Consider the following 22,442-nt stretch of genomic DNA (forward strand, 5'->3'; position numbering starts at 1 on the left):
CCGCCGAGCGAGGCCACCTTGGACAAGATCCTGATTCGTGGGGCTCGAACCCACAACCTGAAGAACATCGACCTGACCCTGCCACGGGACAAGCTGATCGTCATCACCGGCCTGTCCGGCTCGGGCAAGTCATCCCTGGCTTTCGACACGTTGTACGCCGAAGGCCAGCGCCGCTATGTCGAGTCGCTGTCGGCCTATGCCCGGCAGTTCCTGTCGATGATGGAAAAGCCTGACGTCGACACCATCGAAGGCCTGTCGCCGGCGATTTCCATCGAACAGAAGTCGACCTCGCACAACCCGCGTTCGACCGTGGGCACCATCACCGAAATCTACGACTACCTGCGCCTGCTCTATGCGCGCGTCGGCATTCCACGCTGCCCGGACCACGACATTCCCCTGGAAGCGCAGACCGTCAGCCAGATGGTCGACCTGGTCCTTGCCGAACCTGAGGGCAGCAAGCTCATGCTGTTGGCGCCGGTCATTCGCGAGCGCAAAGGTGAGCACCTTTCGGTCTTCGAGGAACTGCGCGCACAAGGTTTCGTTCGTGCCCGGATCAACGGCAAGTTGTATGAGCTGGACGAAGCACCGAAGCTCGATAAACAGAAAAAACACACCATTGATGTCGTGGTTGACCGCTTCAAGGTGCGTGCCGACCTGCAACAGCGCCTGGCCGAATCCTTCGAGACCGCGCTGAAACTGGCAGATGGCATCGCCCTGGTGGCACCGATGGACGACGAGCCGGGCGAAGAGATGATCTTCTCCGCGCGCTTCGCCTGCCCAATTTGCGGGCACGCCATCAGTGAACTCGAGCCCAAGCTGTTTTCCTTCAACAACCCGGCCGGTGCCTGCCCGACCTGTGATGGCCTGGGGGTCAAGCAGTTCTTCGACATCAAGCGCCTGGTTAATGGTGAGTTGACCCTCGCCGAAGGCGCGATTCGCGGCTGGGACCGGCGCAACGTCTATTACTTCCAGATGCTTGGCTCGCTGGCCTCCCACTACAAGTTCAGTCTGGAAGTGCCGTTCAACGAACTGCCGGCCGAGCAGCAGAAGAGCATCCTGCACGGCAGCGGTTCACAAAACGTCGATTTCAAATACCTGAATGACCGGGGCGATATCGTCAAGCGCTCGCACCCGTTCGAAGGCATCGTGCCAAACCTGGAACGCCGCTACCGTGAAACCGAGTCGGCCTCGGTACGCGAAGAGCTGGCCAAGTTCCTCAGCACCCAGTCCTGCCCTGATTGCCGCGGCACCCGTCTGCGTCGCGAAGCACGGCATGTGTGGGTCGGCGAGAAAACCCTGCCGGCGGTGACCAACCTGCCAATCGGTGATGCCTGCGACTATTTCGAAGGGATGAAACTGACTGGCCGCCGTGGCGAGATCGCCGACAAGATCCTCAAGGAAATTCGCGAACGCCTGCAGTTCCTGGTCAACGTCGGCCTCGATTATCTGTCGCTGGATCGCAGCGCAGACACCTTGTCCGGTGGTGAGGCCCAGCGTATCCGCCTGGCCAGCCAGATCGGCGCCGGGCTGGTCGGTGTTCTGTACATCCTCGACGAACCCTCGATCGGTCTGCACCAGCGTGATAACGACCGGTTGCTTGGCACGCTGAAACACCTGCGGGACATCGGCAACACGGTGATCGTGGTAGAGCACGATGAAGACGCGATTCGCCTGGCCGACTATGTGGTGGATATCGGCCCTGGTGCGGGGGTTCACGGTGGGCACATCGTCGCTGAAGGTACGCCGGCCGAGGTGATGGCGCATCCCGACTCCCTGACCGGCAAGTACCTGTCGGGCCGCGTGAAGATCGCGGTGCCGGCCAAGCGTACGCCGCGCAACAAGAAGTTGTCGCTGACGCTCAAGGGCGCCCGTGGCAACAACCTGCGCAACGTCGACCTGGACATTCCCATCGGCCTGCTGACCTGCGTGACCGGCGTGTCCGGCTCAGGCAAGTCGACACTGATCAACAACACGCTCTTTCCGTTGAGTGCCACGGCGCTCAACGGGGCAACCACCCTGGAAGCGGCTGCTCACGACAGCATCAAGGGCCTGGAGCATCTGGATAAGGTCGTCGACATCGACCAGAGTCCCATCGGTCGTACCCCACGCTCCAACCCGGCCACCTACACCGGCCTGTTCACACCGATTCGTGAGCTTTTTGCCGGCGTACCGGAGTCGCGATCGCGCGGTTATGGCCCCGGGCGCTTCTCCTTCAACGTGAAGGGCGGACGCTGCGAAGCTTGTCAGGGTGATGGCCTGATCAAGGTGGAAATGCACTTCCTGCCGGATATCTATGTGCCGTGCGATGTGTGCAAGAGCAAGCGCTACAACCGCGAAACCCTTGAGATCAAATACAAGGGCAAGAGCATTCATGAAACCCTCGAGATGACCATCGAGGAGGCCCGGGAGTTCTTCGATGCGGTGCCGGCTTTGGCGCGCAAACTGCAAACTCTGATGGACGTCGGCTTGTCGTACATCAAGCTGGGACAATCGGCGACCACACTGTCCGGTGGTGAGGCCCAGCGGGTCAAACTGTCGCGCGAACTGTCCAAGCGTGACACTGGCAAGACCCTGTACATCCTCGACGAGCCGACTACCGGGCTGCACTTTGCGGACATCCAGCAACTGCTGGATGTGTTGCACCGTCTGCGCGACCACGGCAATACGGTGGTGGTGATCGAGCACAACCTCGACGTCATCAAGACCGCTGACTGGCTGGTGGACCTGGGCCCAGAGGGCGGTTCCAAGGGCGGGCAGATCATTGCCGTTGGCACGCCGGAAGAGGTTTCAGAGATGAAGCAATCCCATACCGGTTATTACCTCAAGCCCCTGCTGGAGCGTGACAGGGCTTAACTGGGCCCCCACGAAAAAGCCCCTGTCACTTCATCGGTAACAGGGGCTTTTTTGTATTCGCCGCAATCAGGTGTGGGATTGCAGGTAATTCTCGAGACCGATCAACTTGATCAGGCCAAGCTGCTTTTCAAGCCAATAGGTGTGATCTTCTTCGGTGTCATGCAGTTGGACCCGCAGCATTTCGCGGCTGACATAGTCCTTGTGCTGTTCGCAGAGCTTGATGCCCTTGCACAGCGCGGCCCGAACCTTGTATTCCAGGCGCAAGTCCGCTTCGAGCATTTCAGTAACCGTGGTGCCGACATCCAGATCGTCCGGACGCATGCGCGGCGTGCCTTCGAGCATCAGAATCCGGCGCATCAGTGCATCAGCGTGCCCTGCTTCTTCTTCCATCTCGTGGTTGATTCGTTCGTAGAGCTTGGTGAAACCCCAGTCCTCATACATCCGCGAGTGGACGAAATATTGATCACGCGCGGCCAGTTCGCCGGTCAGCAACGTGTTGAGGTAATCGATAACGTCTGGGTGGCCTTGCATCGCCCTACATCTCCCTGCTTGAAAGTCTGTAGTTTGAACCAACATGACCACAACGTCACTCGCCGCACGCAATAAAAGCGAAGATATTCTGAGAAAAGCAGCTTAAATAACGCAAAAACCGCCCTAATAAGGGCGGTTCTGCTTCTCATTTAGACTTCGTTAAGCTGTACGTTGAGCAGCGTTGCAATTGCTTCTCCATACGCCGGATCGGCCTTGAAGAAATGCTGCAGTTGACGGTCGACGACGTCGCTTGAGACCCCCGCCATTGCGCCCGCAATGTTGTGGACCAGCAACGCTTTCTGTTCGTCATTCATCAATCGGTACAGTGCGCCAGCGTGACTGTAATAGTCGGTGTCTTTGCGATGATCATAGCGATCCGCTGCGCCGCTTAATGCCAATGCAGGTTCAGCATAACGGGGCGCCTGCTTTGGCGACTCGATATAGCTATTGGGCTCGTAGTTTGGCGCCGCACCACCATTGCTGCCAAACGCCATCGAGCCATCGCGCTGATAAGTGTTGACCGGACTGCGCGGCGCATTCACCGGCAATTGCTGGTGATTGGTGCCGATGCGGTAGCGGTGCGCATCAGCGTAAGCGAATACCCGACCTTGCAGCATGCGATCTGGCGACAGACCTACACCGGGCACCATGTTACTTGGGCCAAACGCGGCTTGCTCGACCTCGGCGAAGTAGTTCAGTGGATTTCGATTGAGCTCCAACTCACCCACTTCGATCAACGGGAACTCCTTCTGCGACCAGGTTTTAGTCACGTCGAACGGATTCTCATAGTGCGCGCAAGCCTGGGCCTCGGTCATGATCTGGATGCACACGCGCCATTTTGGGAACTCGCCTCGCTCGATCGCTTCGAACAAGTCTCGCTGGGCGTAATCTGGATCGGTACCCACCAGCCGCGTCGCCTCTGCAGGTGCAAGATTCTTGATGCCTTGTTGGGTCTTGTAGTGCCACTTCACCCAATGACGCTCGCCCGTGGCGTTGATCAGGCTGTAAGTGTGGCTGCCGAAGCCGTGCATGTGACGATAGCCGTCGGGAATGCCCCGGTCGGAGAACAGAATGGTGACCTGGTGCAACGCTTCCGGTGAGTGCGACCAGAAGTCCCACATCGCCTGTGCACTTTTGAGGTTGCTTTGTGGCAGACGCTTTTGAGTGTGGATAAAGTCCGGGAACTTGAGTGGGTCGCGAATGAAGAATACCGGCGTGTTGTTGCCCACAATGTCCCAGTTGCCTTCTTCGGTATAGAACTTCAGCGCGAAGCCACGAGGATCACGTTCGGTGTCCGCCGAACCGCGTTCACCACCGACAGTGGAGAATCGCAGGAAGGTTGGCGTTTGCTTACCGACAGCCTCAAATAGTATGGCGCTGGAGTATTGGGTGATATCGCGGGTGACGGTAAATGTACCGTAAGCGCCCGAACCCTTGGCGTGCACACGACGCTCCGGGATATTTTCACGGTTGAAGTGGGCGAGTTTTTCGAGCAGGTGGAAGTCGTCGAGCAGCAATGGGCCGCGAGGGCCGGCGGAGCGGGAATTCTGGTTGTCGGCGACAGGAGCGCCACTGGCAGTTGTAAGCGTGTTGTTTTGGCTCATGTGATCTTCCTTTCTCTGTCAGTCTTGAACTGCCGGCTAATCGGCTGAGAGGGAGTATTGATCATCACTGTGACGCCTACAAATTCATTAACCTGTAGACATCGATAGAAAATTACTAATGATCATCTCCGACCCATGATGACCACTTGAAGCGGTTAAAAGCTTGTACGCAGCGCGCTTTACTTTCAGGCACAAAAAACCGGGCACTAGGCCCGGTTTTTTGTTTCAGACTGACGTCTTACTCGGCGGATACAGCTTCGCCAGCAGTAGCACGATCAACCAACTCGACGTACGCCATAGGCGCGTTGTCGCCAGCGCGGAAACCGCACTTGAGGATGCGCAGGTAGCCACCCTCACGGGTAGCGTAACGCTTGCCCAGGTCGTTGAAGAGCTTACCAACGATAGCTTTCGAACGAGTACGGTCGAAAGCCAAACGGCGGTTAGCAACGCTATCTGTCTTGGCCAAAGTGATCAGCGGCTCGGCAACGCGGCGCAGTTCTTTAGCTTTTGGCAGAGTAGTTTTGATCAGCTCGTGCTCGAACAGCGACACCGCCATGTTTTGGAACATGGCCTTGCGGTGCGAGCTGGTGCGGCTCAGGTGACGACCACTTTTACGATGACGCATGGTTCATTCCTTACCAAACACTACGTTCGGTGATTACGACGATCAGGCAGTCGCCTTGTCGTCCTTCTTAAGACTTGCAGGCGGCCAGTTGTCGAGGCGCATGCCGAGGGACAGACCGCGGGAGGCCAGAACGTCCTTGATTTCAGTCAAGGATTTCTTGCCCAGGTTCGGAGTCTTCAACAGCTCTACTTCGGTACGCTGAATCAGGTCGCCGATGTAGTAGATGTTTTCCGCCTTAAGGCAGTTAGCCGAACGTACAGTCAGTTCCAGATCGTCAACCGGGCGAAGCAGGATCGGATCGATCTCGTCTTCCTGCTCGACAACCACTGGCTCACTGTCACCCTTGAGGTCGACGAACGCAGCCAACTGCTGTTGCAGAATGGTTGCAGCACGGCGGATAGCCTCTTCAGGATCCAGGGTACCGTTGGTTTCCAGATCAATAACCAGCTTGTCCAGGTTAGTACGCTGTTCGACACGGGCGTTTTCCACCACGTATGCGATACGGCGAACCGGACTGAACGAAGAGTCAAGCTGCAAGCGACCGATGCTGCGGCTTTCGTCTTCATCGCTCTGACGCGAGTCTGCCGGTTCATAACCACGACCACGAGCTACTACGAGCTTCATGTTCAGGGCGCCGTTAGACGCCAGGTTAGCGATTACGTGATCGGGATTAACGATCTCGACATCATGATCCAGCTGAATATCGGCAGCGGTAACCACCCCCGAACCCTTCTTCGACAAGGTCAGCGTAACTTCGTCACGGCCGTGCAGCTTGATAGCCAGACCTTTAAGGTTCAACAGGATTTCAATTACGTCTTCCTGTACACCTTCGATGGCGCTGTACTCGTGGAGCACACCGTCAATCTCGGCCTCGACTACTGCACAGCCGGGCATTGAGGACAACAGGATGCGGCGCAGCGCGTTGCCCAGGGTGTGGCCAAAGCCACGCTCGAGAGGCTCGAGCGTGATCTTGGCGCGGGTTGGACTGACAACCTGCACATCAATGTGGCGGGGTGTCAGGAACTCATTTACCGAAATCTGCATGGATGCACCTATTTTCTAGCCCTTACTTGGAGTAGAGCTCGACAATCAGGCTTTCGTTGATGTCGGCGGACAGATCACTGCGAGCTGGAACGTTCTTGAAAACGCCCGACTTCTTCTCAGTGTCTACTTCTACCCATTCTACGCGGCCACGTTGGGCACACAGATCGAGAGCTTGGACAATGCGAAGTTGGTTTTTTGCTTTCTCGCGAACAGCAACCACGTCACCAGCACGAACCTGGTAGGACGGAACGTTAACGGTCTGACCGTTTACGCTGATCGACTTGTGCGATACCAGCTGACGGGATTCGGCACGAGTCGAACCAAAGCCCATACGGTATACAACGTTGTCCAGACGGCATTCGAGCAGTTGCAGCAGGTTTTCACCGGTTGCACCTTTCTTGCCAGCTGCTTCTTTGTAGTAGCCGCTGAATTGACGCTCGAGAACGCCGTAGATACGACGGACCTTCTGCTTTTCACGCAGTTGGGTGCCGTAATCGGACTGGCGACCGCGGCGTTGGCCGTGGATACCAGGTGCTGCTTCAATGTTGCACTTCGATTCGATCGCGCGCACGCCGCTCTTCAGGAAGAGATCGGTGCCTTCGCGACGAGCGAGTTTGCATTTTGGACCAATGTAACGAGCCATTCTTTACAATCTCCTGGATTACACGCGGCGCTTCTTCGGCGGACGGCACCCGTTGTGCGGGATAGGCGTCACGTCGGTGATGCTGGCGATCTTGTAGCCACAGCCGTTCAAAGCGCGGACTGCGGATTCACGACCTGGACCTGGACCTTTGACGTTTACGTCGAGGTTTTTCAGGCCGTATTCCAGCGCAGCTTGACCAGCACGTTCAGCAGCTACTTGAGCAGCAAACGGGGTGGACTTGCGGGAACCGCGGAAACCCGAACCACCGGAGGTAGCCCAGGAAAGAGCGTTACCTTGACGGTCGGTAATGGTCACGATGGTGTTGTTAAAAGAAGCATGGATGTGGGCGATGCCATCAACCACTGTCTTTTTAACTTTTTTACGAGGACGAGCAGCAGGTTTTGCCATGATAATTTTCCTGTCGATTCGCTGGGGCGATTACTTGCGGATCGGCTTACGCGGACCTTTACGGGTACGCGCGTTGGTCTTGGTACGCTGACCGCGTACTGGAAGACCACGACGATGACGCAGACCGCGATAGCAACCGAGGTCCATCAAGCGCTTGATTTTCATGTTGATTTCGCGACGCAGGTCACCTTCAGTGGTGAACTTCGCCACTTCGCCACGCAGCTGTTCAATCTGCTCGTCGCTCAGATCCTTGATCTTTGCGGCTGGGTTTACCCCAGTCTCTGCACAAATTTTCTGTGCAGTAGTGCGACCAACACCATAGATGTAGGTCAGCGAGATAACAGTATGCTTGTTATCTGGAATGTTAACGCCTGCAATACGGGCCATTCAGTGGGACTCCAATTGACAGCTACCTACGCCCCGGAAGCCAAGAAATAGGGCGCGAGATAATATCGCTGTAATAACAAATAATCAACCCGGCAGCGCACTAGCTGCCGGGCTTGAAGCACAATCACACTCAGCCTTGGCGCTGTTTGTGACGCGGTTCCGCGCTGCAAATTACTCGAACAACACCTTCGCGGCGAATAATCTTGCAGTTACGGCACAGCTTTTTCACCGATGCACGAACTTTCATCACCAACTCCTCGAACCTTATGGGTCAGCGCAGCATGCCGCTGCCGTAACCCTTCAGGTTGGCTTTCTTCATCAGGGATTCGTACTGGTGCGAAACGAGGTGCGATTGTACTTGGGACATGAAGTCCATCACAACCACGACGACGATCAGCAACGAGGTCCCGCCAAGGTAGAACGGTACGTTCGCTGCAACCACCAGGAACTGGGGCAACAGGCAGACGGCCGTCATGTAAAGAGCACCGAACAGGGTCAAACGAGTCAGAACGCCATCAATGTAGCGCGCAGACTGCTCACCTGGACGGATACCCGGAATAAAGGCACCGGACTTCTTCAGGTTCTCCGCTACGTCTTTCGGATTGAACATCAACGCCGTATAGAAGAAGCAGAAGAAAATAATCCCTGCACTAAACAGCAGAATATTCAACGGCTGACCAGGAGCGATCGACTGCGAGATGTCCTGCAACCAGCCCATACCTTCAGACTGGCCGAACCAGGCACCCAACGAAGCCGGGAACAGCAAGATGCTGCTCGCGAAAATAGCCGGGATAACACCGGCCATGTTCACCTTCAGCGGCAAGTGGCTGGTCTGCGCAGCGAAGACCTTGCGGCCCTGCTGACGCTTGGCGTAGTGAACAGCAATACGACGCTGACCACGCTCAATGAACACCACGAAACCGATAATCGCTACTGCCAGCAAACCGATGGCAACCAGGGCGAAGATATTGATATCACCCTGACGCGCAGACTCGAAAGACTGCCCGATCGCTCTCGGAAGACCGGCGACGATACCCGAAAAAATCAACATCGAGATACCGTTGCCAACACCACGCTCAGTAATCTGCTCACCCAGCCACATCATGAACATCGCACCAGCCACAAAAGTGGTTACTGCGACGAAATGGAAGCTAAAGTCACCAGTGAACGAAACGCCCTGCCCTGCCAGACCAATGGACATGCCAATGGCCTGGACAAGAGCAAGAACGACGGTGAGGTAGCGGGTGTACTGGCTGATCTTGCGACGGCCAGCTTCACCTTCCTTCTTCAACTGCTCCAGCTGCGGGCTGACGGCGGTCATCAGTTGCATGATGATCGATGCCGAGATGTACGGCATGATCCCCAGTGCAAAAATGCTCATCCGCTCCAGCGCGCCGCCGGAAAACATGTTGAACAAGCTAAGAATGGTCCCCTCATTCTGTCGAAACAGGTCCGCGAGTCGGTCCGGGTTGATACCTGGAACCGGGATGTGTGCGCCTATTCGGTAGACGATAATCGCCAGGAACAGAAAACGCAGACGAGCCCAAAGTTCAGACATACCGCCTTTGCCGAGCGCAGAGAGAGCACCTTGCTTAGCCATTTATTCCTCGAACTTGCCGCCAGCTGCTTCGATAGCCGCACGCGCACCTTTGGTGGCGCCGATTCCCTTGCCGATAGTGACAGCGCGAGTCACTTCACCGGACAGCATGATTTTCACACGCTGTACGTTGACGTTGATCACGTTGGCATCTTTCAGGGACTGCACGGTGACGATGTCGCCTTCCACTTTAGCCAGCTCGGACAGACGCACTTCTGCGCGGTCCATGGCTTTCAGGGAAACGAAACCGAACTTCGGCAGGCGACGATGCAGCGGCTGTTGACCGCCTTCAAAGCCTGGAGCAATGGTGCCACCGGAGCGGGAAGTCTGACCTTTGTGACCACGGCCACCAGTCTTACCCAAACCACTACCGATACCACGGCCCGGACGATGCTTTTCGCGACGGGAACCCGGCGCTGGACTCAGATCATTGAGTTTCATCGATTAACCCTCGACACGCAGCATGTAGTAAGCCTTGTTGATCATCCCGCGATTCTCGGGAGTATCCTGGACTTCTACAGTGTGACCGATGCGACGCAGACCCAGACCCTTAACGCACAGTTTGTGGTTAGGGATGCGGCCGGTCATGCTTTTGATCAGCGTAACTTTAACGGTAGCCATGATCAGAAGATCTCCTTGACGCTTTTGCCACGCTTGGCGGCAATGGATTCAGGAGACTGCATTGCTTTCAAACCCTTGAAAGTGGCGTGAACCACGTTTACCGGGTTAGTCGAGCCATAGCACTTGGCCAGAACGTTCTGAACGCCAGCAACTTCGAGAACGGCACGCATTGCGCCGCCAGCGATGATACCGGTACCTTCAGAAGCAGGCTGCATGTACACCTTCGAAGCGCCGTGGGCGGACTTCATTGCGTACTGCAGGGTGGTGCCGTTCAGATCAACCTGGATCATGTTGCGGCGAGCAGCTTCCATTGCCTTCTGGATCGCAGCAGGCACTTCACGCGACTTGCCACGGCCGAAGCCAACACGCCCTTTACCATCACCAACCACGGTCAACGCGGTGAAAGTGAAGATACGGCCGCCTTTAACGGTTTTGGCTACGCGGTTAACTTGAACCAGCTTCTCGATGTAGCCTTCGTCGCGCTTTTGGTCGTTATTTGACATAACTTAGAACTCCAGCCCAGCTTCACGAGCAGCATCAGCCAGCGCTTTAACGCGGCCGTGGTACTTGAAGCCAGAGCGGTCGAAAGCCACCTGCGAGACGCCAGCGGCCTTAGCACGCGTAGCGACCAGCTGGCCAACCTTAGTGGCCGCGTCGATGTTGCCAGTGGCGCCATCACGCAGTTCTTTATCCAAAGTCGAGGCGCTTGCCAGGACTTTGTTGCCGTCGGCCGAAATGACCTGGGCGTAGATGTGCTGCGAAGAGCGGAACACGCAGAGACGCACGACTTCGAGTTCGTGCATTTTCAGGCGTGCTTTGCGAGCGCGACGCAGTCGAGTAACTTTTTTGTCGGTCATTTGCTATGCCCTACTTCTTCTTGGCTTCTTTACGACGGACGACTTCGTCCGCGTAGCGCACACCTTTGCCTTTGTACGGCTCTGGTGGACGGAAGTCGCGGATCTCGGCGGCCACTTGACCTACCAGCTGCTTGTCGATGCCCTTGATCAGGATATCGGTCTGGCTAGGAGTCTCAGCGGTGATGCCTTCCGGCAGTTCGTAATCCACTGGATGCGAGAAGCCAAGAGCCAGGTTCAGCACTGTGCCTTTTGCTTGCGCTTTGTAACCAACACCGACCAGCTGGAGCTTGCGCTCGAAGCCTTGGCTTACGCCTTGGACCATGTTGTTTACCAACGCACGAGTGGTACCAGCCATTGCGCGAGTTTGTTGATCGCCATTGCGAGCAGCGAAACGCAGCTCACCAGCTTCTTCAACGATCTCAACGGACGAATGGATGTTCAGTTCGAGAGTGCCCTTGGCACCCTTCACCGAAAGCTGTTGGCCTGCGAATTTTACTTCGACGCCGGCTGGCAGCTTAACGGGGTTCTTAGCGACGCGAGACATGCTTATCCCCCCTTAGAACACAGTGCAAAGAACTTCGCCGCCGACACCGGCAGCGCGCGCAGCACGATCAGTCATCACACCCTTGTTGGTGGAGACGATAGACACACCGAGACCGCCACGAACTTTTGGCAGATCATCGACGGACTTGTACTGACGCAGGCCTGGACGGCTAACGCGCTTCACTTCTTCGATAACCGGACGGCCTTCGAAGTATTTCAGCTCGATAGACAGCAGTGGTTTTGTTTCGCTGCTGATCTGATAACCCGCGATGTAACCTTCGTCCTTCAGGACTTTGGCAACAGCTACCTTCAACGTGGAAGATGGCATGCTTACGACGGACTTTTCAGCCATCTGGGCATTACGGATTCGAGTTAGCATGTCCGCTAACGGGTCCTGCATACTCATGGGCTAGACGCTCCTAATACAGAAAAATTAGCCTTGCGGCTACTACGTGTCGCCGAGAATCTCCGGGTATAAAAAACACGGGCTCAGGCGAGCCGGGTATTCTAGACACACCCCAGAAATGAATCAAGCCCCAAAAGGGGCTTGATCCAGATTCAAGGCCACCGGTGGTCAGGTTCTTGCGAACCCTTGCACCGAGACTTTGACAGTACTTACCAGCTGGCTTTAACCAGACCTGGTACGTCACCACGCATTGCCGCTTCACGCAGTTTGTTACGGCCAAGGCCGAACTTGCGGTAAACGCCGTGTGGACGACCGGTCAGGCGGCAGCGGTTACGCATGCGCGAGGCGCTTGCGTCACGTGGCTGCTTCTGCAGGGCAACTGTAGCTTCCCAACGCGCTTCTGGACTTGCGTTCAGATCAACGATGATAGCTTTCAGTGCTGCACGCTTCTTGGCGTACTTGGCAACCGTGAGCTGACGCTTCAGCTCGCGGTTTTTCATGCTCATCTTGGCCATGGTCCTACTCCAATCAGTTGCGGAACGGGAATTTGAACGCACGCAGCAGAGCGCGGCCTTCATCATCGTTCTTGGCAGTGGTGGTCAGGGTGATGTCCAGACCACGGAGAGCATCGATCTTGTCGTAGTCGATTTCCGGGAAGATGATCTGCTCTTTCACGCCCATGCTGTAGTTGCCACGACCATCGAAGGACTTGGCATTCAGGCCGCGGAAGTCGCGAACCCGAGGCAGGGAGATCGACAGCAGACGATCCAGGAACTCGTACATACGCTCACGGCGCAGGGTCACTTTGACGCCGATCGGCCAACCTTCACGGACTTTAAAGCCAGCGATGGATTTGCGAGCGTAGGTCACAACGACTTTCTGGCCGGTGATCTTTTCCAGGTCAGCTACAGCGTGCTCGATGACTTTTTTGTCGCCGATCGCTTCGCCCAGACCCATGTTCAGGGTGATTTTGGTAACGCGCGGAACTTCCATCACGTTCGAAAGCTTAAGTTCTTCCTTAAGTTTCGGAGCGATTTCCTTCCGGTAAATCTCTTTTAGTCGTGCCATGGTCTTCTACCTAGCAGTGTTCAAGCATCAACCGCTTTTTGGGTCGACTTGAAGACACGAATTTTCTTACCGTCTTCTACTTTGAAACCAACGCGGTCAGCCTTGTTGGTTTCGCCGTTGAAGATGGCGACGTTAGAAGCGTGCAGTGGCGCTTCTTTCTCGACGATACCGCCTTGTACGCCCGACATCGGGTTAGGCTTGGTATGACGCTTGACCAGGTTCAGACCACCAACAACCAGACGGTTGTCAGCAAGAACCTTCAGCACCTTACCGCGCTTACCTTTGTCTTTGCCGGCGATCACGATGATCTCGTCGTCACGACGAATCTTTTGCATGTCGGATCTCCTTACAGCACTTCTGGGGCGAGCGAGACGATCTTCATGAACTTCTCAGTACGAAGTTCACGGGTCACTGGCCCAAAGATACGGGTGCCGATCGGCTCTTGCTTGTTGTTCAGAAGAACAGCAGCGTTGCCATCAAAGCGGATAATGGAGCCATCAGCACGACGTACGCCGTGACGAGTGCGGACTACAACAGCAGTCATCACTTGGCCTTTTTTCACTTTACCGCGAGGAATTGCTTCCTTCACGGTAACTTTGATGATGTCACCGATACCAGCGTAACGACGATGGGAGCCACCCAGCACCTTGATGCACATAACACGGCGAGCGCCGCTGTTATCGGCCACATCGAGCATGGATTGAGTCTGAATCATATAATTTCTCCGACCCCTAGTCCTTAGACTTCCACAGCGCGTTCGAGAACATCAACCAGCGCCCAAGACTTGGTCTTGGCCAAAGGACGAGTTTCACGAATAGTGACTTTGTCGCCGATGTGGCACTGATTGGTTTCGTCGTGCGCGTGCAGCTTAGTCGAACGCTTAACATATTTACCGTAGATCGGGTGCTTAACGCGACGCTCGATCAGAACGGTGATGGTTTTGTCCATCTTGTCGCTGACAACACGGCCAGTCAGCGTACGGACAGTTTTTTCGGCTTCAGCCATGATTACTTACCTGCCTGCTGGTTGAGCACAGTCTTCACGCGAGCGATGTCACGCTTAACTTGCGAGAGCAGATGAGACTGCCCCAACTGGCCAGTTGCTTTCTGCATACGCAGATTGAACTGGTCGCGCAGCAAGCCGAGCAGTTGCTCGTTCAGCTGCTGTGCGGATTTTTCACGAAGTTCATTCGCTTTCATCACATCACCGTCCGTTTAACAAAGGAGGTGGCGAGCGGCAGCTTTGCAGCAGCCAGGGCGAAAGCCTCACGCGCCAGCTCTTCAGAAACACCCTCGATTTCATACAGGACTTTGCCTGGCTGAATCTGGGCAACCCAGTATTCCACGTTACCCTTACCTTTACCCATCCGAACCTCGAGAGGTTTTTTGGAGATCGGCTTGTCCGGGAATACACGGATCCAGATCTTGCCACCACGTTTTACGTGACGGGTCAGAGCACGACGCGCTGACTCGATCTGACGAGCGGTGAGACGACCACGAGCTACAGACTTCAGCGCGAACTCGCCGAAGCTGACTTTGCTACCGCGCAATGCCAGGCCACGGTTGTGACCAGTCATTTGCTTGCGGAACTTCGTACGCTTTGGTTGCAACATTTGGCGTACCCCTTACTTAGCAGCTTTTTTACGAGGCGCTGGTGCTTGTGGTTTCAGTTCTTCTTGGCGACCACCAATTACTTCGCCTTTGAAGATCCAAACCTTTACACCGATCACACCGTAGGTGGTGTGAGCTTCGTAGTTGGCATAGTCGATGTCGGCACGCAGGGTGTGCAATGGCACACGACCTTCGCGATACCATTCAGTACGTGCGATTTCAGCACCGCCGAGACGACCGCTCACTTGGATTTTGATGCCTTTGGCACCAATGCGCATGGCGTTCTGTACAGCGCGCTTCATAGCGCGACGGAACATTACGCGACGCTCCAGCTGCTGAGCTACGCTCTGCGCAACCAGCATACCGTCGAGCTCCGGCTTGCGGATCTCTTCGATATTGATGTGCACAGGCACACCCATTTGCTTGGTCAGGTCCTGACGCAGTTTCTCAACATCTTCACCTTTCTTCCCGATAACGATACCTGGACGAGCGGTGTGGATGGTGATGCGTGCAGTTTGAGCCGGACGATGGATATCGATACGGCTTACGGACGCGCTTTTTAGTTTGTCTTGGAGATACTCACGCACCTTCAGATCTGCGAGCAAATAGTCCGCATAAGTCCGACCGTCTGCGTACCAGACGGAGGTGTGCTCCTTGACGATTCCCAGGCGAATGCCAATGGGATGTACTTTCTGACCCATCTCTTCGACTCCGTTACTTGTCAGCAACCTTGACAGTGATATGGCAAGACCGCTTGACGATGCGATCAGCACGGCCTTTGGCACGTGGCATGATGCGCTTCAGCGAACGCCCTTCGTTGACGAAAACGGTGCTGACCTTCAGGTCATCAACGTCTGCGCCTTCGTTATGCTCGGCGTTGGCTACGGCCGACTCCAGCACTTTCTTCATGATCTCGGCGGCTTTCTTACTGCTGAAAGCCAACAGGTTGAGCGCTTCGCCCACCTTCTTCCCGCGGATCTGGTCGGCGACCAAGCGGGCTTTCTGGGCGGAGATTCGAGCGCCCGACAACTTAGCGGCTACTTCCATTTCCTAACCCCTTAACGCTTGGCTTTCTTGTCTGCCACGTGCCCGCGATAAGTGCGGGTACCGGCGAACTCGCCCAGTTTGTGGCCGACCATGTCTTCGTTCACGAGAACTGGGACGTGCTGACGACCGTTGTGTACTGCGATGGTCAAACCGACCATTTGTGGCAGGATCATCGAACGACGCGACCAGGTTTTCACCGGTTTGCGATCGTTCTTTTCCGCCGCCACTTCGATCTTCTTCAGTAGGTGAAGATCGATAAAAGGACCTTTTTTCAGAGAACGTGGCACTGTCGTATCCCTCTATTTACTTGCGACGACGGACGATCATTTTGTCGGTACGCTTATTACCACGAGTCTTCGCGCCCTTAGTCGGGAAGCCCCATGGCGATACCGGATGACGACCACCAGAGGTACGACCTTCACCACCACCATGTGGGTGGTCAACCGGGTTCATGGCAACACCACGAACGGTTGGGCGAACGCCACGCCAGCGTTTGGCACCAGCTTTACCCAGCGAACGCAGGCTGTGCTCGGAGTTCGAGACTTCGCCCAGGGTCGCACGGCATTCAGCCAGGACTTTACGCATTTCACCGGAACGCAGACGCAGGGTAACGTACACGCCTTCACGAGCGATCAGCTGAGCCGAAGCACCAGCGGAACGAGCGATCTGAGCGCCTTTACCTGGCTTCAATTCGATGCCGTGTACGGTGCTACCAACTGGAATGTTACGCAGTTGCAGAGCGTTGCCCGGCTTGATCGGTGCCAGGGCACCTGCGATCAGCTGGTCGCCAGCGCTCACGCCTTTAGGGGCGATGATGTAGCGACGCTCGCCATCTGCGTACAGCAGCAGAGCGATGTGAGCAGTACGGTTTGGATCGTATTCGATACGCTCGACAGTGGCAGCGATGCCATCTTTGTCGTTGCGACGGAAATCGACCAGACGATAATGCTGCTTATGACCACCACCGATGTGACGAGTGGTAATACGGCCATTGTTGTTACGACCACCAGACTTCGACTTCTTCTCGAGCAGCGGTGCGTGAGGAGCGCCTTTATGCAGCTCCTGGTTGACCACCTTGACCACAAAACGGCGGCCAGGGGAAGTCGGTTTGCATTTAACGATTGCCATGATGCACCCCTTCCTTACTCAGCACTGCTGCTGAAATCGAGATCTTGGCCTGGCTGAAGGGAGATAACTGCCTTCTTCCAGTCATTACGCTTGCCCAGACCGCGAGCAGTGCGCTTGCTCTTACCCAGAACATTCAGGGTAGTAACACGCTCTACTTTCACGCTGAACAGGCTTTCGACGGCCTTCTTGATTTCCAGCTTGGTTGCATCAGTAGCAACCTTGAAAACGAACTGGCCTTTCTTGTCTGCCAGAACCGTAGCCTTCTCGGAAACGTGCGGGCCAAGCAGAACTTTAAATACGCGTTCCTGGTTCATCCCAGCAGCTCCTCGAATTTCTTCACGGCCGACACGGTGATCAACACCTTGTCGTATGCGATCAGACTAACTGGATCGGAACCTTGCACGTCACGTACATCTACGTGTGGCAGGTTACGAGCAGCCAGGTACAGGTTCTGATCAACAGCGTCCGACACGATCAGAACGTCGGTCAGGCTCATGTTGTTCAGCTTGCCCAGCAGGTCTTTGGTTTTCGGCGTTTCAACGGCGAAATCCTGAACCACGACCAGACGATCAGTACGCACCAGCTCAGCAAGGATGGAACGCATTGCTGCGCGATACATCTTCTTGTTCAGCTTCTGCGAGTGATCCTGAGGACGAGCTGCGAAAGTGGTACCGCCGCCACGCCAGATTGGGCTACGGATAGTACCGGCACGAGCACGGCCAGTACCTTTCTGACGCCATGGGCGCTTACCGCCACCACGAACGTCGGAACGGGTCTTCTGCTGCTTGCTACCCTGACGGCCGCCAGCCATGTAGGCCACGACTGCTTGGTGAACCAGCGTCTCGTTGAATTCGCCGCCAAATGTCAGTTCGGAAACTTCGATCGCTTGAGCGTCATTTACATTTAATTGCATGTCAGCTTCCCCTTAACCGCGAGCCTTGGCTGCTGGACGTACAACCAAGTTGCCGCCAGTAGCGCCAGGAACAGCGCCCTTGACCAACAACAGATTGCGTTCAGCGTCCACGCGCACTACTTCGAGGGACTGCACGGTCACGCGCTCAGCGCCCATATGACCGGACATTTTTTTGCCCTTGAATACACGACCAGGAGTCTGGCACTGGCCGATAGAGCCTGGAACGCGGTGGGATACGGAGTTACCGTGGGTGTTATCTTGCCCGCGGAAATTCCAACGCTTGATCGTACCCTGGAAGCCTTTACCCTTGGACTGACCGGTTACATCAACCAGTTGACCAGCGGCGAAGATTTCAGCGTTGATCAGATCGCCGGCCTGGTACTCGCCTTCTTCAAGGCGGAATTCCATTACGGTACGACCAGCGGCAACGTTCGCTTTAGCGAAGTGGCCAGCCTGAGCTGCTGTTACACGCGAAGCACGACGCTCGCCGACAGTGACTTGCACTGCACGATAGCCATCGGTCTCTTCAGTTTTGAACTGGGTGACGCGATTCGGCTCGATCTCAATGACCGTGACCGGAATGGAGACACCTTCTTCGGTGAAAATACGGGTCATACCGCATTTACGACCGACTACACCAATAGTCATGTTGTAAACCTCATGAGTGTACGGGGCTTTCACCCGCTATGGCCGCCCATTTCAGAGCGTTACACGACTAAGACCGAGTCTTAGCCGAGGCTGATCTGCACTTCCACACCGGCCGCAAGATCAAGCTTCATAAGTGCATCAACGGTTTTATCCGTTGGCTGGACGATGTCCAGAACGCGCTTATGAGTACGGATCTCGTACTGATCACGCGCGTCTTTGTTGACGTGCGGGGAGACCAGAACGGTGAACCGCTCTTTACGGGTAGGCAGTGGAATTGGACCACGCACTTGAGCACCAGTACGTTTCGCGGTTTCCACGATTTCCTGGGTGGATTGGTCGATCAGGCGATGGTCAAAAGCCTTCAACCTGATACGGATTTGCTGATTTTGCATTGGATTTCAGACTCCGGCTGCTATTCCCACCAGGCGCAATACGCCTGTTAAAAGGAGGCGCAATTCTATAGACGCCCCAGATAGGTGTCAACCCAATAAAAAAGGCCCCCGCTGAGCGGGGGCCTTTTCAAAACATCAAAGCTTTCTCGGTGAAGAGATTACTCGATGATTTTAGCTACAACGCCAGCACCAACGGTACGGCCGCCTTCACGGATAGCGAAGCGCAGACCGTCTTCCATTGCGATGGTTTTGATCAGGGTAACAGTCATCTGAATGTTGTCACCTGGCATTACCATTTCAACGCCTTCTGGCAGCTCGCAGTTACCGGTCACGTCAGTAGTACGGAAGTAGAACTGTGGACGGTAGCCTTTGAAGAACGGAGTGTGACGACCGCCTTCTTCCTTGCTCAGAACGTAAACTTCTGCGGTGAACTTGGTGTGCGGCTTAACCGAACCTGGCTTAACCAGAACCTGGCCACGCTCAACGTCGTCACGCTTGGTGCCACGCAGCAGAACGCCGCAGTTCTCGCCAGCACGACCTTCGTCGAGCAGCTTGCGGAACATCTCAACACCGGTGCAGGTGGTGGTGGTGGTGTCACGCAGACCAACGATTTCCAGTGCATCTTGAACGCGAACGATACCGCGCTCGATACGACCAGTCACAACAGTACCACGACCCGAGATCGAGAATACGTCTTCGATTGGCATCAGGAATGGCTTGTCGATAGCACGCTCTGGCTCTGGGATGTAGGTATCCAGAGTTTCGACCAGCTTACGAACGGCAGTGGTGCCCATTTCGTTGTCGTCTTTGCCTTCCAGCGCCATACGAGCAGAACCGATGATGATCGGAGTGTCGTCGCCTGGGAAGTCATAGGTGGACAGCAGGTCGCGAACTTCCATCTCAACCAGTTCCAGCAGCTCAGCGTCGTCTACCAGGTCAGCCTTGTTCAGGAAGACCACGATGTACGGAACGCCTACCTGACGGGACAGCAGGATGTGCTCACGGGTTTGTGGCATCGGACCATCAGCGGCCGAGCAAACCAGGATCGCGCCGTCCATCTGGGCAGCACCGGTGATCATGTTCTTCACGTAGTCAGCGTGACCTGGGCAGTCAACGTGAGCGTAGTGACGAATGTTCGAGTTGTACTCGACGTGCGCGGTGTTGATGGTGATACCGCGAGCTTTTTCTTCTGGTGCGCTGTCGATCTTGTCGAATTCAACTACGGCCGAACCGAAAACTTCGGAGCAGACGCGAGTCAGAGCAGCGGTCAGAGTGGTTTTACCGTGGTCAACGTGGCCGATGGTGCCAACGTTTACGTGCGGTAGGGAACGATCAAATTTTTCTTTAGCCACGACAATTAACTCCTTGCCTAAAGGACTGAATCAGCCTTGTTTTTTGGTAACGGTTTCGACGATGTGCGACGGAGCCGTATTGTATTTTTTGAATTCCATAGAGTAGCTTGCGCGACCCTGGGACATCGAACGAACGTCGGTCGCATAACCGAACATCTCGCCCAACGGAACTTCAGCACGGATAACCTTACCGGAAACCGTATCTTCCATACCCAGAATCATGCCGCGACGACGGTTCAGGTCACCCATCACGTCACCCATATAGTCTTCAGGCGTAACAACCTCTACCGCCATGATCGGCTCGAGCAACTCACCACCGCCCTTCTGGGCCAGTTGCTTGGTCGCCATGGAAGCAGCCACCTTAAACGCCATCTCGTTCGAGTCGACGTCGTGGTAAGAACCATCAAACACGGTAGCCTTCAGGCCGATCAGCGGATAGCCGGCAACAACACCGTTCTTCATCTGCTCTTCGATACCCTTCTGGATAGCCGGGATGTATTCCTTAGGAACCACACCACCCACTACTTCGTTCAGGAATTGCAGACCTTCCTGACCTTCGTCAGCAGGTGCAAAACGAATCCAGCAATGACCGAACTGGCCACGACCGCCGGACTGACGAACGAACTTGCCTTCGATTTCGCAGCTCTTCGTGATGCGCTCACGGTACGAAACTTGAGGCTTACCGATGTTGGCTTCGACGTTGAACTCACGGCGCATCCGGTCAACCAGGATGTCCAGGTGCAGCTCGCCCATGCCGGAGATGATCGTCTGACCAGTCTCTTCATCAGTTTTGACGCGGAAAGACGGGTCTTCCTGAGCAAGTTTGCCCAGAGCGATACCCATTTTTTCCTGGTCATCCTTGGTCTTAGGCTCAACGGCAACCGAAATAACCGGCTCCGGGAAGTCCATGCGAACCAGGATGATTGGCTTGTCAGCGTTGCACAAGGTTTCACCAGTGGTGACGTCCTTCATGCCGATCAGGGCCGCGATGTCGCCAGCGCGTACTTCCTTGATCTCTTCACGGGCGTTTGCGTGCATTTGCACCATACGACCCACGCGCTCTTTCTTGCCTTTAACCGAGTTGATCACGCCGTCGCCGGAGGCCAACACGCCCGAGTAAACACGGACGAAGGTCAAGGTACCCACGAATGGGTCGGTAGCGATCTTGAACGCCAGAGCCGAGAACGGCTCGTTGTCGTCTGCATGACGCTCCATCTGCTTTTCCTCGTCATCCGGGTCAGTACCCTTGATGGCAGGAATGTCGGTTGGAGCCGGCAGGTAGTCGATAACGGCGTCGAGAACCAGGGGAACGCCCTTGTTTTTGAAGGAAGAACCGCAAACAGCCAAGACGATTTCGCCAGCGATAGTACGCTGACGCAGAGCGGCCTTGATTTCCTCGATGGTGAGCTCTTCGCCTTCGAGGTACTTGTTCATCAGCTCTTCGCTGGCTTCGGCCGCAGCCTCAACCATGTTGCTGCGCCACTCTTCAGCCAGCTCCTGCAGTTCAGCAGGGATAGCTTCGCGACGTGGAGTCATGCCCTTGTCGGCATCGTTCCAGTAAACCGCTTCCATGGTCATCAGATCGATCTGACCCTGGAAGTTGTCTTCGGAACCGATAGCCAACTGGATTGGCACCGGGGTGTGACCCAGACGCTGCTTGATCTGAGCGATCACGCGCAGGAAGTTCGCACCGGCACGGTCCATCTTGTTCACGTAGACGATACGTGGAACACCGTACTTGTTGGCTTGACGCCATACGGTTTCGGACTGAGGCTCAACGCCGGAAGTGCCGCAGAACACAACGACCGCGCCGTCGAGTACACGCAGGGAACGCTCAACTTCAATGGTGAAGTCTACGTGACCCGGGGTGTCAATGACGTTGAAGCGATATTGGTCTTTGTGCTGCTTAGCAGAACCCTGCCAGAAGGCGGTAATAGCAGCAGAAGTAATGGTAATACCACGCTCCTGCTCCTGAACCATCCAGTCGGTGGTCGCGGCGCCGTCATGCACCTCGCCCATCTTGTGGCTTTTGCCAGTGTAAAAAAGGACGCGCTCGGTGGTGGTGGTTTTACCAGCATCCACGTGAGCAACGATACCAATGTTACGGTAGCGATTAATCGGTGTAGTACGAGCCATAAAGCCCTCGCAAATTGAGTGACGCTAAA

At 55.5% G+C, this 22,442-nt stretch carries 33 protein-coding genes; 1 reads left to right on the top strand and 32 read right to left on the bottom strand.

What is annotated here, in order from left to right:
* Positions 1–18 precede the first annotated feature (18 nt).
* The gene (gene uvrA / locus PSUM_RS25710) at positions 19–2,853 is read left to right on the top strand and encodes an excinuclease ABC subunit UvrA (RefSeq protein WP_020799827.1); all 2,835 of its coding nucleotides are present in this window, start codon (positions 19–21) and stop codon (positions 2,851–2,853) included.
* Between the two features lie 66 nt (positions 2,854–2,919).
* On the opposite strand, the gene bfr is transcribed toward uvrA, so the two are convergent.
* The 32 genes from bfr to fusA all read right to left on the bottom strand — a co-directional run bounded on the left by bfr (position 2,920) and on the right by fusA (position 22,413).
* Positions 2,920–3,384 (bottom strand): bacterioferritin, encoded by a 465-nt coding sequence (gene bfr, locus PSUM_RS25715; RefSeq protein ID WP_008053867.1) that lies wholly within the window; start codon positions 3,382–3,384, stop codon positions 2,920–2,922.
* A 149-nt stretch (positions 3,385–3,533) separates the two neighbouring features.
* On the bottom strand, positions 3,534–4,988 hold the full coding sequence (locus tag PSUM_RS25720; RefSeq protein WP_083349805.1) for a catalase: 1,455 nt from the start codon (positions 4,986–4,988) through the stop codon (positions 3,534–3,536).
* Between the two features lie 238 nt (positions 4,989–5,226).
* Positions 5,227–5,613, bottom strand: a complete 387-nt coding sequence (gene rplQ, locus PSUM_RS25725) for a 50S ribosomal protein L17 (RefSeq protein ID WP_007970429.1) — start codon at positions 5,611–5,613, stop codon at positions 5,227–5,229.
* A 42-nt stretch (positions 5,614–5,655) separates the two neighbouring features.
* Positions 5,656–6,657, bottom strand: a complete 1,002-nt coding sequence (locus tag PSUM_RS25730; protein ID WP_007970428.1) for a DNA-directed RNA polymerase subunit alpha — start codon at positions 6,655–6,657, stop codon at positions 5,656–5,658.
* 22 nt (positions 6,658–6,679) lie between these two features.
* Positions 6,680–7,300: a 30S ribosomal protein S4 gene (rpsD, locus tag PSUM_RS25735; protein ID WP_003176404.1), complete on the bottom strand. Its 621-nt coding sequence runs from the start codon at positions 7,298–7,300 to the stop codon at positions 6,680–6,682.
* 18 nt (positions 7,301–7,318) lie between these two features.
* Complete coding sequence (gene rpsK / locus PSUM_RS25740; protein WP_002555466.1) at positions 7,319–7,708, bottom strand: 30S ribosomal protein S11; 390 nt, start codon at positions 7,706–7,708, stop codon at positions 7,319–7,321.
* A 30-nt stretch (positions 7,709–7,738) separates the two neighbouring features.
* Entirely contained in the window at positions 7,739–8,095 is a 357-nt protein-coding gene (rpsM, locus tag PSUM_RS25745; RefSeq protein WP_009045849.1) for a 30S ribosomal protein S13, read from the bottom strand.
* A 130-nt stretch (positions 8,096–8,225) separates the two neighbouring features.
* The gene (gene rpmJ, locus PSUM_RS25750) at positions 8,226–8,342 is read right to left on the bottom strand and encodes a 50S ribosomal protein L36 (RefSeq protein ID WP_002555468.1); all 117 of its coding nucleotides are present in this window, start codon (positions 8,340–8,342) and stop codon (positions 8,226–8,228) included.
* Between the two features lie 24 nt (positions 8,343–8,366).
* The gene (gene secY, locus PSUM_RS25755) at positions 8,367–9,695 is read right to left on the bottom strand and encodes a preprotein translocase subunit SecY (RefSeq protein WP_008065724.1); all 1,329 of its coding nucleotides are present in this window, start codon (positions 9,693–9,695) and stop codon (positions 8,367–8,369) included.
* The gene (gene rplO / locus PSUM_RS25760; protein ID WP_003228720.1) at positions 9,696–10,133 is read right to left on the bottom strand and encodes a 50S ribosomal protein L15; all 438 of its coding nucleotides are present in this window, start codon (positions 10,131–10,133) and stop codon (positions 9,696–9,698) included.
* Between the two features lie 3 nt (positions 10,134–10,136).
* Positions 10,137–10,313, bottom strand: coding sequence for a 50S ribosomal protein L30 (rpmD, locus tag PSUM_RS25765; RefSeq protein WP_003176408.1), 177 nt, complete (start codon positions 10,311–10,313; stop codon positions 10,137–10,139).
* A gap of 2 nt (positions 10,314–10,315) precedes the next feature.
* Positions 10,316–10,816 carry a 30S ribosomal protein S5 gene (gene rpsE / locus PSUM_RS25770; protein ID WP_003186035.1) on the bottom strand — a complete coding sequence of 167 codons (501 nt, stop codon included), beginning with the start codon at positions 10,814–10,816 and terminating at the stop codon, positions 10,316–10,318.
* A gap of 3 nt (positions 10,817–10,819) precedes the next feature.
* Complete coding sequence (gene rplR / locus PSUM_RS25775; protein ID WP_003186037.1) at positions 10,820–11,170, bottom strand: 50S ribosomal protein L18; 351 nt, start codon at positions 11,168–11,170, stop codon at positions 10,820–10,822.
* A gap of 10 nt (positions 11,171–11,180) precedes the next feature.
* Positions 11,181–11,714 carry a 50S ribosomal protein L6 gene (gene rplF / locus PSUM_RS25780; protein WP_003176412.1) on the bottom strand — a complete coding sequence of 178 codons (534 nt, stop codon included), beginning with the start codon at positions 11,712–11,714 and terminating at the stop codon, positions 11,181–11,183.
* Between the two features lie 12 nt (positions 11,715–11,726).
* Positions 11,727–12,119: a 30S ribosomal protein S8 gene (gene rpsH / locus PSUM_RS25785; protein WP_008065722.1), complete on the bottom strand. Its 393-nt coding sequence runs from the start codon at positions 12,117–12,119 to the stop codon at positions 11,727–11,729.
* 209 nt (positions 12,120–12,328) lie between these two features.
* Positions 12,329–12,634, bottom strand: coding sequence for a 30S ribosomal protein S14 (gene rpsN, locus PSUM_RS25790; protein WP_003176414.1), 306 nt, complete (start codon positions 12,632–12,634; stop codon positions 12,329–12,331).
* Positions 12,635–12,647: 13 nt separating this feature from the next.
* A complete protein-coding gene (gene rplE, locus PSUM_RS25795; RefSeq protein ID WP_003210069.1) occupies positions 12,648–13,187 on the bottom strand; it encodes a 50S ribosomal protein L5 in 540 nt (179 codons plus the stop codon).
* Positions 13,188–13,207: 20 nt separating this feature from the next.
* Entirely contained in the window at positions 13,208–13,522 is a 315-nt protein-coding gene (gene rplX, locus PSUM_RS25800) for a 50S ribosomal protein L24 (protein ID WP_003186046.1), read from the bottom strand.
* Positions 13,523–13,533: 11 nt separating this feature from the next.
* Positions 13,534–13,902 (bottom strand): 50S ribosomal protein L14, encoded by a 369-nt coding sequence (gene rplN / locus PSUM_RS25805; RefSeq protein ID WP_002555479.1) that lies wholly within the window; start codon positions 13,900–13,902, stop codon positions 13,534–13,536.
* Positions 13,903–13,925: 23 nt separating this feature from the next.
* A complete protein-coding gene (rpsQ, locus tag PSUM_RS25810; protein WP_003176419.1) occupies positions 13,926–14,192 on the bottom strand; it encodes a 30S ribosomal protein S17 in 267 nt (88 codons plus the stop codon).
* Positions 14,193–14,194: 2 nt separating this feature from the next.
* Positions 14,195–14,386: a 50S ribosomal protein L29 gene (gene rpmC / locus PSUM_RS25815; RefSeq protein ID WP_002555481.1), complete on the bottom strand. Its 192-nt coding sequence runs from the start codon at positions 14,384–14,386 to the stop codon at positions 14,195–14,197.
* Complete coding sequence (rplP, locus tag PSUM_RS25820; protein WP_003228729.1) at positions 14,386–14,799, bottom strand: 50S ribosomal protein L16; 414 nt, start codon at positions 14,797–14,799, stop codon at positions 14,386–14,388. The genes rpmC and rplP overlap by 1 nt, the downstream gene beginning before the upstream one ends.
* A gap of 12 nt (positions 14,800–14,811) precedes the next feature.
* A complete protein-coding gene (gene rpsC, locus PSUM_RS25825; RefSeq protein WP_008065719.1) occupies positions 14,812–15,498 on the bottom strand; it encodes a 30S ribosomal protein S3 in 687 nt (228 codons plus the stop codon).
* Between the two features lie 13 nt (positions 15,499–15,511).
* On the bottom strand, positions 15,512–15,844 hold the full coding sequence (gene rplV, locus PSUM_RS25830) for a 50S ribosomal protein L22 (protein ID WP_003103908.1): 333 nt from the start codon (positions 15,842–15,844) through the stop codon (positions 15,512–15,514).
* Positions 15,845–15,855: 11 nt separating this feature from the next.
* Positions 15,856–16,131: a 30S ribosomal protein S19 gene (gene rpsS / locus PSUM_RS25835; RefSeq protein ID WP_002555486.1), complete on the bottom strand. Its 276-nt coding sequence runs from the start codon at positions 16,129–16,131 to the stop codon at positions 15,856–15,858.
* Positions 16,132–16,147: 16 nt separating this feature from the next.
* Positions 16,148–16,972 (bottom strand): 50S ribosomal protein L2, encoded by an 825-nt coding sequence (rplB, locus tag PSUM_RS25840; protein ID WP_003186055.1) that lies wholly within the window; start codon positions 16,970–16,972, stop codon positions 16,148–16,150.
* Positions 16,973–16,986: 14 nt separating this feature from the next.
* Positions 16,987–17,286, bottom strand: a complete 300-nt coding sequence (gene rplW, locus PSUM_RS25845; protein WP_002555488.1) for a 50S ribosomal protein L23 — start codon at positions 17,284–17,286, stop codon at positions 16,987–16,989.
* Positions 17,283–17,885, bottom strand: a complete 603-nt coding sequence (gene rplD / locus PSUM_RS25850; RefSeq protein ID WP_003228735.1) for a 50S ribosomal protein L4 — start codon at positions 17,883–17,885, stop codon at positions 17,283–17,285. The genes rplW and rplD overlap by 4 nt, the downstream gene beginning before the upstream one ends.
* 12 nt (positions 17,886–17,897) lie before the next feature.
* Positions 17,898–18,533: a 50S ribosomal protein L3 gene (gene rplC / locus PSUM_RS25855; RefSeq protein WP_003186059.1), complete on the bottom strand. Its 636-nt coding sequence runs from the start codon at positions 18,531–18,533 to the stop codon at positions 17,898–17,900.
* Between the two features lie 80 nt (positions 18,534–18,613).
* Positions 18,614–18,925 (bottom strand): 30S ribosomal protein S10, encoded by a 312-nt coding sequence (gene rpsJ, locus PSUM_RS25860; protein WP_003186070.1) that lies wholly within the window; start codon positions 18,923–18,925, stop codon positions 18,614–18,616.
* A 158-nt stretch (positions 18,926–19,083) separates the two neighbouring features.
* Entirely contained in the window at positions 19,084–20,277 is a 1,194-nt protein-coding gene (tuf, locus tag PSUM_RS25865; RefSeq protein WP_008065716.1) for an elongation factor Tu, read from the bottom strand.
* Between the two features lie 30 nt (positions 20,278–20,307).
* A complete protein-coding gene (gene fusA, locus PSUM_RS25870) occupies positions 20,308–22,413 on the bottom strand; it encodes an elongation factor G (RefSeq protein WP_008065706.1) in 2,106 nt (701 codons plus the stop codon).
* Positions 22,414–22,442 lie beyond the last annotated feature (29 nt).

It is taken from the genome of Pseudomonas umsongensis, assembly GCF_002236105.1.
GTDB classification, from domain to species: domain Bacteria; phylum Pseudomonadota; class Gammaproteobacteria; order Pseudomonadales; family Pseudomonadaceae; genus Aquipseudomonas; species Aquipseudomonas umsongensis.